Raw genomic sequence first — 11,544 nt, 5'->3', positions numbered from 1 at the left:
AACGAACGTGGCAAATGCATATGCAAAAGCCGGTGTCGATGTCGAAGCCGGTTATGAAGTAGTCGAACGGATCAAAAAGCATGTGAAACGAACAGAACGTCTAGGCGTGATGGGGGCAATCGGGGGCTTTGGTGGCTGTTTTGATTTATCATCATACCAATTGAAAGAACCAGTACTCGTTTCTGGGACAGATGGTGTAGGAACTAAGCTTTTATTGGCGATCCAGCAAGAACAGCATACAACGATCGGCATTGATTGCGTCGCAATGTGCGTGAATGATATCGTCGCTCAAGGGGCAGAACCTATCTACTTCCTTGACTATGTTGCAGTCGGTAAAAACGATCCTGCAAAGATCGAACAAATCATTGCTGGTGTCGCAGAGGGCTGTGTGCAAGCGGGTGCTGCCCTGATTGGTGGGGAAACCGCTGAAATGCCGGGAATGTACCAACCAGAAGAATATGATCTTGCTGGCTTTGCCGTAGGAATCGTCGAAAAAAGTCGCTTGATCACTGGAGAAACCATCAAAGAAGGCGATGAGCTGATTGGTTTGCCTTCATCAGGCATTCACTCGAATGGGTACTCTTTAGTCAGAAAAGTCTTTTTTGAACAGCATGGCTATACAGGAGCAGAAACATTTGCAGAACTTGACAACCAAACACTTGCAGAAAGTTTATTGACGCCAACGAGAATTTACGTGGATGCATTGAAGCCTTTATTGACAGAAGGATTGCTAGCTGGAATTTCTCATATCACTGGTGGCGGATTTGTTGAAAATATCCCGCGGATGCTGCCTGAAGGTCTGGCGGCAGAAATCTCCTTAGACACTTGGCCGCAGTTGCCGATATTTGATCTGATCGCTGCTCATGGCGCGATTCCTCACCAAGAAATGTTCGAGATTTTCAACATGGGGATCGGTATGGTCTTAGCCGTTGCGCCAGAAAATGTTGCGGCAGTAATGGCGCTTCTATCCGCCAATGAAGAACCAGCGTATCGGATCGGTAAAGTGACGAAACGTGACAACGAAGCTGTCTGCTTTAAAGAGGCAGTCCGATGAGGATCGCCGTCTTTGCTTCTGGAACGGGCAGCAATTTTACAGCGATCGCCGATGCGATCCAGGCTAATGAAATCAAAGGGGCGCAGATCGGATTGGTCTTTTCCGATAAACCTGCAGCGCCAGTGATAGAAAAAGCCCGCGCAAGAGACTATGAAACGCTTGTCTTGGAGCCAGCGGCTTTTGCGTCAAAAGCAGCCTTTGAAAGGAAATTGATCGAAGAATTGCAGGATCATGCCATCGATTTTATTGTTTTAGCTGGGTATATGCGGATCATCGGGAACACCCTATTATCCGCTTATGAAGGCAGAGTCATCAATATCCATCCCTCGTTGTTGCCGAGCTTCCCAGGCAAATCTGGGATTGCCGATGCCTTCGCTTATGGCGTGAAAGTGACGGGGGTTACGGTTCATTATGTCGATGCTGGCATTGATACAGGGCCAATCATTGCCCAAGAAATCGTTCGGATTGACACCGACGATACGTTAACAAGTGTGACAGAGAAAATTCATCAAGTGGAACACCAAATCTATCCAGCTGTTTTAGCTGAAATTGTGGAAAAGGGGCTATCAAATCGTGAATAAACGTGCATTAATCAGTGTGTCTGACAAAGAAGGACTGGTACCATTTGTCCAAGAATTGACCAATTTAGGATTTGAGATCATTTCAACTGGCGGGACCAAAACCGTATTGGAGGAAGCAGGGCTTCAACCGATCGGCATCGAAGCGATCACAGAATTTCCTGAAATGATGGACGGTAGGGTAAAAACGTTACATCCGCGGGTGCATGGTGGTCTGTTAGGGCGACGTGATCTGCCTTCTCATATGGAGGCAATGGCTGAGCACGGTATTTTACCGATCGACCTCGTTGTCGTCAATCTTTATCCATTTAAAGAAACGATCAGCAAGCCTGATGTCACAGAAGCCGACGCAATCGAAAATATCGACATCGGCGGACCAAGCATGCTGCGTTCTGCGGCGAAAAACCATGCCTCAGTAACTGTTGTCGTTGATCCCAAGGATTACGAATGGGTCTTAACTGAGCTGAAGGAAGGCAATACGACGTTGGCATCAAGAAAGAAATTAGCTGCCAAAGTCTTCCGCCATACCGCAGCTTACGATGCCTTGATTGGTGAATACTTGACCAAAGCGGTGGCTGAAACAGAAACGGAGAACTTGACGAAAACCTATGTTTTGAAACAAACATTGCGTTATGGTGAAAATAGTCATCAGAAAGCTTCCTTCTATCAAGATGCATTAGCCGTGCCCTATTCGATTGCCAGCGCAAAACAAATCCACGGCAAAGAATTGTCTTACAACAACATTAAAGATGCTGACGCTGCCTTACGGATCGCAGAAGAATTTACAGAGCCAACTGCGGTAGCCCTAAAGCACATGAATCCATGTGGAATCGGAAGTGGAGAAACGATTGCTGAAGCTTTCCAAGAAGCTTACGAAGCAGACCCAGTGTCGATTTTTGGCGGGATTATCGTCTTAAATCGTCCAGTTGATGTGGCAACTGCGCAGCAGCTGCAGCGGATTTTTCTTGAGATCATTATTGCACCTGCATTTGAAGAAGAAGCACTTGAAATCCTAACGAAGAAAAAAAATCTGCGCTTGCTGGTGGTTGATTTCGAAAAAGCAGCCAAACAGCCAGAAGTTGTCTCTGTCCTTGGGGGCTTATTGGTGCAAGAACCAGACGATCAAATGGAGTCACCAGCAGATTGGACCGTGGTGACCAAAAGACAGCCGACACCAGAAGAAATCGCAGCCTTGGCATTTGCTTGGAAAGCGGTGAAACACGTGAAGTCCAATGCGATCGTTTTAGCCAATCAACAGCAAACCGTCGGGATCGGTGCTGGTCAGATGAACCGCGTTGGTTCAGTGAAAATCGCTGTGGAACAAGCCCGTGAAAACAATAAATTGGCTGGTTCAGTGCTGGCAAGCGATGCCTTTTTCCCGATGGATGACAGTGTCGAATATGCAGCACAACAAGGAATCAAAGCGATTATTCAACCTGGTGGTAGTATCAAAGATCAAGAATCGATCGACATGGCAGATAAGTACGGTGTGGCGATGGTCTTTACTGGTGTTCGTCATTTTAAACACTAAGAAATAGGAGAAGACGATGAAAATACTTGTTATTGGTAGTGGTGGCAGAGAACATGCCGTCGCAAAAAAGTTTCTGCAAGACCCTCACGTTGAAACAGTCTTTTGTGCAAAGGGCAATCCTGGAATGCGAAAAGACGGGATCGTGACAGTCGCAATTGAAGAGTCCGATCATGAAGGTTTGATTGCTTTTGCTCAAGAGCAGGAGGTTGATTGGACCTTCGTTGGTCCAGAAGTTCCATTACTAAATGGCATCGTAGATGATTTTCAGGCGGCGGGCTTGGAAATTTTTGGTCCCAATCGACAAGCAGCGATGATCGAAGGATCAAAAGAGTTTGCCAAAGAATTGATGCGTGCCAATCACATTCCAACAGCTGACTATCAAAGCTTTACAGATAGTGCGCAAGCAAAAGCATATATCCAACTTAAAGGTGCACCAATCGTTATCAAAGCGGATGGCTTAGCGGCAGGCAAAGGCGTAGTTGTTGCTGAAACCGTTGATGAGGCGAATGCAGCTGTTGAAGCGATGCTGGAGCAAAATGCTTTTGGTGAAAGTGGTGCAAAAGTGGTGATCGAAGAGTTTTTGGCTGGCGAAGAGTTTTCGCTCTTGGCGTTTGTTAAGGACGAAGCCGTCTATCCAATGGTCATTGCCCAAGACCATAAACGTGCGTTTGATGGCGATTTAGGGCCGAATACAGGAGGTATGGGGGCGTACACACCAGTACCGCAGATTCCGCAAGAAATGGTCGATCAAGCGGTCAAAGAAGTTTTACTTCCTGCAGCAAAAGGGATGATTCGTAATAAGACACCATTTACTGGTATTCTTTATGCAGGTCTGATTGCTACTAATGATGGACCGAAAGTCATTGAATTTAATGCTCGTTTTGGTGATCCAGAAACGCAAGTCGTGTTAAGTCGTTTAGATAGTAGCCTGGCACAGATCATTGATGATCTCTTGCAGGATCGAGAGCCCGCGATACGCTGGAATCAAGCGGCTTCGATCGGTGTCGTGATTGCATCGCAAGGATATCCTGGCAAGTATCAGCAAGGAATACCTGTTCCATCTCCTCAAGGAGAAGGAACACAATTCTTTTATGCAGGAGTGGAGGAGACTGCTGATCAAGGCGATTTGACGGCAGCTGGTGGTCGTGTTTTTCTTGTGGAAGCTTCAGCTGAGGATTTAGCTACTGCACAAAAGAACGTCTATGAAGCAATCAATAAATTGCCTTTGTCGGGTTTGTTTTATCGAAATGACATTGGTGACAAAGCCTTACACTATAGCAACTCATCAAAGGCGATGAAGTAAAGAACGTTTCAATGCGTAATGCAAATTGAAAGTAAAGGATGACTGCCAGTAGAACCAATCGGTTGTGCTGGTGGTTTTCATTTTATAGGAGGTTTTTTTGACGTTGGTGTAGCGTTTTCATCTTGTTGTGCTAAAATAAAAATGTAGTTTAAATAAGGAGGAACTTTACGTGAAAAAAATTAAATTCGGTCCCACTGATTTAGAAGTATCTAGCGTGATTTTAGGTTTGATGCGAATCAACAATGCCAAAGACCCAGTGAAAGTATTGACGACAGCGATTGAAAATGACGTTACCTTTTTTGACCATGCCGATATCTATGGGCGCGGGGAGTGTGAAACGATTTTTGCGGAAGCGTTAGCAAAAACGGATGCCAAAAGAGAAGAGTTGTTCATTCAATCAAAATGTGGCATCGTTCCAGGTGAAATGTTTGATTTTTCGAAAGAGCATATCATTTCTTCCGTGGAAGGTAGTTTACAGCGTTTGAAAACCGATCATTTGGATGCGCTACTATTGCATCGCCCTGATACTTTGTTTGAACCAGAAGAAGTGGCAGCTGCCTTTGATCAATTAGAAAAAGACGGCAAAGTGAAATACTTCGGTGTCAGCAATCAAAAACCTGGTCAAATCGAATTGTTGAAAAAATATGTTTCTCAACCTTTAGTAGCGAATCAGCTGCAATTCGGGATCATGCATACGGGAATGATCGATCAAGGAATTCATGTCAACATGACGGATGCTGGTAGTGTCGATCATGATGGAGAAATTCTTGAATATTCTCGCTTACATGAGATGACGATCCAAGCTTGGTCTCCGTATCAGTATGGTTTCTTCGAAGGTGTCTTTATCGGTAATGAGAAATTCCCAGAGTTGAACGAAAAATTGACTGAACTAGCGGACAAGTATCAAACGACACCGACAGGTATTGCTTCTGCGTGGATCTTACGTCATCCTGCAAACATGCAAGTGATTGCTGGAACGATGACCCCGCATCGGATCGAAGAAATCGCGCAAGCATCTTCGATCGTATTGACTCGCCATGAATGGTATGAGGTGTATAAAGCAGCAGGGAACATCTTGCCGTAATTTATTAGTAAATCCCGTTTTTTTCAGTACTTATAAGGATGAATGTTCGTAAAAGACGAACATTCATCCTTTTTTTTCAAAAAGTATTTCTAAAAAGCTTGTATTTCACTTCTAGGTGGTTTAAATTGTTGTGGGCGTTAAAAATAGGCTGAGGCCATTTGATGCTTGCTTCACTCTTAGTAAGATTTGGAGGATATTTTTATGTTTGACATGAAAGTTTTTGATTACGAAGATATACAACTGATTCCTAACAAGTGTATCGTGAACAGTCGTTCAGAATGTGATACCACGGTGACATTAGGCGGACACTCTTTTAAGATGCCTGTCGTTCCTGCAAATATGCAAACGATTATTGATGATTCGATCGCAGAATTTTTAGCTGAAAATGGCTATTTTTATATTATGCACCGCTTTGATGAAGAAGCGCGGATTCCATTTATCAAAAAAATGAAAAGCCGTGGCTTGATTGCTTCTATCAGCGTAGGTGTCAAAGAAAATGAATATGCCTTTGTGGAAGAACTAGCTGACAAAGAGCTTGTTCCTGATTTTATTACGATCGATATTGCTCATGGCCACTCAAACGCCGTGATCAATATGATCCAACACATCAAGAAGCATTTGCCAGCAACGTTTGTGATCGCTGGAAATGTTGGAACACCAGAAGCAGTTCGTGAATTGGAAAACGCTGGTGCAGATGCAACGAAAGTCGGCATTGGACCTGGGAAAGTGTGTATCACAAAAATCAAAACTGGTTTCGGAACTGGCGGCTGGCAGTTAGCAGCACTACGCTGGTGTGCCAAAGCTGCTCGCAAACCAATCATTGCAGATGGAGGCATTCGGACACACGGCGATATCGCTAAATCTGTCCGTTTCGGTGCAACAATGGTCATGATCGGTTCATTGTTTGCAGGTCATGAAGAATCACCAGGGGAAACCAAGGTAGAAAACGGCGTTGTGATGAAAGAATACTTTGGTTCTGCATCAGAATTTCAAAAAGGTGAAAAGAAAAACGTGGAAGGAAAGAAAATTTGGATTCAATACAAAGGTTCTTTGAAAGACACGTTAGTTGAAATGCAGCAAGACTTGCAGTCATCGATCTCTTATGCAGGTGGAAAAGATTTAGAATCGATTCGTAAAGTGGATTACGTAATCGTGAAAAATTCGATTTTCAATGGAGATACGATCTAAACAGGATACTAAAGAAGCGACCTTCTATTGGTCGTTTCTTTTTTTGTAAGAAGAACCATTTTGTTTTTCTGTTTTCTTCGTTATAATAGAAGCAATGAAGAGTAGAGGAGCGGGTGACCAAATGACAATCAAAGTGATGTCAGTGTTCGGTACCAGACCGGAAGCCATCAAAATGGCGCCACTAGTAAAGGAATTGGAAAACGACCCGCGTTTTGAATCGATCGTTGTGGTGACGGCGCAGCATCGAGAAATGTTGGATCAAGTATTAACGGTTTTTGAGATTACACCAGACTATGATCTGGATATTATGACTTTAGGGCAAACCTTGACAGGGATCACCACCAAAGTTTTGCTGGATCTAGAACCGATCCTGCAAAAAGAAACTCCTGATATCGTGCTGGTTCATGGGGATACGACCACCGCTTATGCAGCCGCGACGGCCGCCTTTTATCAGCAAATTCCTGTGGGTCATGTGGAAGCCGGTTTGCGCACATGGAACAAAAAATCTCCTTATCCAGAAGAAGCCAATCGTCAGTTAATCGATGTCTTAGCTGATTTTTATTTTGCGCCAACTTCCCAAAGCAAAAAAAATCTGCTGGCTGAAAACCGCAATGAGGCTGCGATTTATGTAACAGGTAATACCGCCATTGATGCGATGCGTTATACGATCTCGGAGGAATACCAGCATCCAGAACTTTCCGCAGCAGATCAAACCATGATTCTATTAACAATGCATCGTCGAGAAAACTTAGGTGCTCCGATGCAGCAGGTCTTTCGTGCTTTAGCGCAGATCGCAAAGGAGAAGCCAACGATCAAAGTGGTTTTCCCTATGCACAAGAATCCCCAAGTCCGAGGGATTGCTCAGGAGATTCTTGGGGAACTAGCAAATGTTACGTTGATTGAGCCTTTAGATGTCATTGATTTTCATAACGTTGCGAATCAAAGTACCTTGATTTTGACGGATTCCGGTGGTGTCCAAGAAGAAGCGCCGTCATTAGGCGTTCCTGTTTTGGTCTTGCGAGATACAACAGAGCGTCCAGAAGGCATTGCTGCAGGTACGCTAAAACTGATCGGTACGTCTGAAGCTGCGGTTTATCAGGAAACAAAGCGACTGCTAGAAGATCCAGAAGCTTACAATGCCATGGCACATGCAGAGAATCCATACGGCGATGGGAAAGCAAGCCAGCGAATCCTGCAAATTTTAGCCGATCATTTTTCGTGAGAGCTAGAGTGAATAATAATTCTCCCAGTATAGGTGAACATAGAGAAAGAGGCAGCTGTTTGTTAAATGGCTGTCTTTTTATATACATGAAACCTGCGTGAACGCCGTTTCCATTTTTTCGTTGATTGTGACAAACGAAGAAGCTTGATTAAGTGTGAGTTTCGCTTTGAAAGGATTTCTGTTCATCTGCTCGTATATAAAGGTTTATCAAGTATAAAATCACATCAGTTCTTTAACGTTGTTATTTTATTGTAAGACCTTTCATTTGAAAACCTATGGAAAACTTTGAAAAAAGGGTACTTTTTTCCTTAGATGCTGTTGACATTGGTTAGGATAGCAGTTATTATGTGGGTAGTTGGAAGAAAGACTTCCGACGAACTGACATTTTATACAAATAATTGTTAGGTGAGGCTCCTATATGGACACAAGCTGCTGCCGCAAAAGCATCGAGAGATGCTTAGTTGGTAGGACAGGTCTAATCGTGAAGGTTAAACCCAAAGCAGCTGATAGCAAATTTGCTATCTACGCCCTATAGTGCTAAAGCTCTACAATGATCATGAGTTTTTTACGCATGCTTATTGGGAGCGTGCGTTTTTTTGTGTCTTTTGCGCGCGTTCCACAGTGACTTACCTAATAAAAAGAAAGGAAGATTCACATGGAATACCCCAGTCCCCAGATGAAACAGCGGAGTAGTTATCGAATCGCTAGGGGTGGCGTAAGCAACTCCTAAGTGCTAGGAGGAAAAAAAGATGTTAAAAAAACTATCGAAAGATCAAGAACTAAAATTACTTGCAAAATTGACCGAAAGAGAATTATTGATGGAGATGCGGACCTCCTTTCAAGGGTTATCGGAAGAAGATGCTGCAGAGCGTTTAGCAGAGTATGGTCCAAACAAAGTCGACGCACAAAAACCAACACCCGCTTGGTTGATGATCTTAGGCGCTTTTAAAGATCCCTTTGTGTTAGTTTTAGCCCTATTAATGATTATTTCTTTTGTAACAGGCGATATTGAAGCAGTGATCGTGATGGGAATCATGATTTTAGCCAGTGTCATGATTACTTTCGTCCAAGAATACCGTTCCCAAAAAGCAAGCTTAGCGTTAAAAGAACTTATTGAAAATACTTGTTCCGTAACCAGAGATGGAATCACGAGAGAAATTCCAATGGATGAAGTCGTTCCTGGAGACATCGTCACCTTAGCAACTGGCGACATGATCCCTGCGGATGCGATCTTGATTTGGACCAAAGATTTATTTATCAATCAATCTTCATTAACAGGCGAATCAATGCCCGTTGAAAAATTTGTCGATGCTGGGATCAAAGAAAGCGATGAACAAATTTCTGCACTAGATATGCAAGATCTTGTTTTCATGGGTACCGATGTCTTAAGTGGTCAAGGAAAAGCCATTATTTTGAAAACCGGTCAAAGTACATTCTTTGGCGATATTGCTAAAAATGCGACCACGAAACGCGGCAAAACAACCTTTGAAGATGGCTTAACGAAAGTCAGCAAACTATTGTTGCGAATGGTCATGGTTCTTTTCCCAATCGTTTTATTGATCAATGGATTAACCAAGGGTGATTGGGGCGAAGCGTTGTTCTTCGCGATTGCAGTAGCAGTTGGTTTGACGCCAGAAATGCTACCAATGATCGTTACCAGTAACTTAGCCAAAGGGGCGATCTCTTTGTCAAAAGAAAAAGTGATCGTCAAAGAATTGCCTTCGATTCAAAACTTAGGTGCAATGGATGTCCTATGTACCGATAAAACGGGTACGATCACCGAAGATCGTGTCGTGCTGGTACAACATTTAAACCCGTTTGGCGTAGAAGATAAACAAGTTCTTGATATGACCTATTTAAATTCTTACTATCAAACAGGGTGGAAAAACCTGATGGATATCGCAGTGCTAAACTACTATGAAGAAGAAGGTTTGGCAGCGCCATTTAACGATGTGACAAAAATCGATGAGATTCCTTTTGACTTTTCACGTCGTCGCTTGACGGTTGTTGTCAATGCGGATGGTCATCAACTGATGGTCACAAAAGGTGCAGCTGAAGAAATGGAACAAGTCTGCAAATACGTAGAAGTTGATGGCAAAGTGATGGAATTGACTCCTCAATTGAGAGAGCAATTACGTCAAGTGAACCTGCGCTTGAATAAACAAGGAATGCGCGTGTTGACAGTTGCCGTAAAACGCGATGCTCACGCAGATGCCGTTTATTCTGTAGCAGACGAACAAGACATGATCATGATTGGCTTTATGGGCTTCTTAGATCCAGCAAAAGAAACAGCCAAAACAGCGATTGCTTCTTTACACGGTCATGGCATTAATGTCAAAGTGTTGACTGGAGATAATGCGATAGTTGCGCAAAAAGTTTGCCGAGATGTTGGTATCGATGCAGATGAATACTTATTGGGAACCGATATTGATCATCTGTCAGATGAAGAGTTAGCAGCGAAAGCTGCAAAAACCAATCTGTTTGCAAAATTAAACCCAATGCAAAAATCACGAATCATTGAAACCATTCAAGCAGCAGGCCATACAGTCGGCTTTATGGGAGATGGCATCAACGATGCGCCTGCTTTACGCACGGCAGATGTTGGCATCTCGGTTGATACAGCAGCGGATATCACCAAAGATGCCAGCTCGATCATTTTATTAGAAAAAAGTTTAAATGTCCTTGATAAAGGGGTCATCGAAGGGCGCAAAGTATTTACCAATATGATGAAGTACATCAAAATGACGTTGAGTTCGAACTTCGGGAATGTCTTCTCGATCTTAGTTGCTAGTGCCTTTTTACCTTTCTTACCAATGTTGTCCATTCAATTGTTGGTTCAAAACTTGGTGTACGATATGGCACAATTGACGATTCCATGGGACAACGTAGACAAAGCAGAGTTAGAAAAACCAGTCAAATGGCAAGTAGGCGGACTATTGAAGTTTACCGTCGGCATTGGACCGGTCAGCAGCATCTTTGATATTTTGACCTTCTTTGTGATGTGGCATGTCTTTAGTGCAAATACGATCCAAGAGCAAGCCTTGTTCCAAGCAGGATGGTTTATGATCGGCTTAACGACACAAACCTTAGTCGTTCACATGATCCGAACAAGAAAATTACCATTTATCAATAGTATTGCTTCACCGGCAGTCCTGATCTCCAGCGTCCTAGCAATTGCAGTTGGCTTCTTAGTTATCTTGACGCCATTGCACACAGTCTTCGATTTTGCGGCGCTGCCATCAAGCTACTGGCCATGGTTTATTGGTATCAATTTCGCTTATTTAGTAACAGTTGAATTTGCCAAACGCATTTACATTCATGTAACGAAAGAATGGATTTAAAAAAACAGGTCGGCGTTCTTCCTATGGAGGGGAGAATTGCCGATCTGTTTCTTTTTATCCGATCTCTGTATTATTTTTTTCTCATCTTAAGAAAATTCTTTTTGATTCAAGTCGAATCCTTCACAAGTAATAAAAGGAGGTTAATGGTAAATCTGTTTAGCCAAATGATGATTGCTGTACTATTCTTAAATAAAAAAAAGAATCTGAAAAGAAAAAATTGAAGAAAGCGATTGCTTTAATGTG

At 43.1% G+C, this 11,544-nt stretch carries 8 protein-coding genes and 1 riboswitch; all 8 genes read left to right on the top strand.

What is annotated here, in order from left to right; genetic code table 11:
- Positions 1–7: 7 nt before the first annotated feature.
- The 8 genes from purM (at position 8) to mgtA (ending at position 11,301) form a co-directional block, all read left to right on the top strand.
- Positions 8–1,054, top strand: coding sequence for a phosphoribosylformylglycinamidine cyclo-ligase (purM, locus tag IGI76_RS09555; protein ID WP_010749591.1), 1,047 nt, complete (start codon positions 8–10; stop codon positions 1,052–1,054).
- Positions 1,051–1,635: a phosphoribosylglycinamide formyltransferase gene (purN, locus tag IGI76_RS09550; RefSeq protein WP_016611029.1), complete on the top strand. Its 585-nt coding sequence runs from the start codon at positions 1,051–1,053 to the stop codon at positions 1,633–1,635. Before purM ends, purN begins: the two co-directional genes overlap by 4 nt.
- Positions 1,628–3,163, top strand: a complete 1,536-nt coding sequence (gene purH, locus IGI76_RS09545) for a bifunctional phosphoribosylaminoimidazolecarboxamide formyltransferase/IMP cyclohydrolase (RefSeq protein ID WP_333719292.1) — start codon at positions 1,628–1,630, stop codon at positions 3,161–3,163. The genes purN and purH overlap by 8 nt, the downstream gene beginning before the upstream one ends.
- A 16-nt stretch (positions 3,164–3,179) precedes the next feature.
- Complete coding sequence (gene purD, locus IGI76_RS09540) at positions 3,180–4,466, top strand: phosphoribosylamine--glycine ligase (RefSeq protein WP_311902434.1); 1,287 nt, start codon at positions 3,180–3,182, stop codon at positions 4,464–4,466.
- A gap of 169 nt (positions 4,467–4,635) precedes the next feature.
- Entirely contained in the window at positions 4,636–5,550 is a 915-nt protein-coding gene (locus IGI76_RS09535) for an aldo/keto reductase (protein WP_213336599.1), read from the top strand.
- A gap of 210 nt (positions 5,551–5,760) precedes the next feature.
- Entirely contained in the window at positions 5,761–6,738 is a 978-nt protein-coding gene (gene guaC, locus IGI76_RS09530) for a GMP reductase (protein WP_005230038.1), read from the top strand.
- 121 nt (positions 6,739–6,859) lie between these two features.
- Positions 6,860–7,960 (top strand): non-hydrolyzing UDP-N-acetylglucosamine 2-epimerase, encoded by a 1,101-nt coding sequence (gene wecB / locus IGI76_RS09525; RefSeq protein ID WP_010749597.1) that lies wholly within the window; start codon positions 6,860–6,862, stop codon positions 7,958–7,960.
- A gap of 390 nt (positions 7,961–8,350) precedes the next feature.
- A riboswitch (M-box (ykoK) riboswitch) is annotated at positions 8,351–8,522 on the top strand.
- Between the two features lie 187 nt (positions 8,523–8,709).
- Positions 8,710–11,301: a magnesium-translocating P-type ATPase gene (gene mgtA, locus IGI76_RS09520; protein ID WP_010749598.1), complete on the top strand. Its 2,592-nt coding sequence runs from the start codon at positions 8,710–8,712 to the stop codon at positions 11,299–11,301.
- The last annotated feature ends 243 nt before the right edge of the window (positions 11,302–11,544 follow it).

The organism is Enterococcus sp. DIV2449a (genome assembly GCF_051711225.1).
GTDB classification, from domain to species: domain Bacteria; phylum Bacillota; class Bacilli; order Lactobacillales; family Enterococcaceae; genus Enterococcus_D; species Enterococcus_D casseliflavus.
This window is presented reverse-complemented; position numbering and strand designations above follow the sequence as displayed.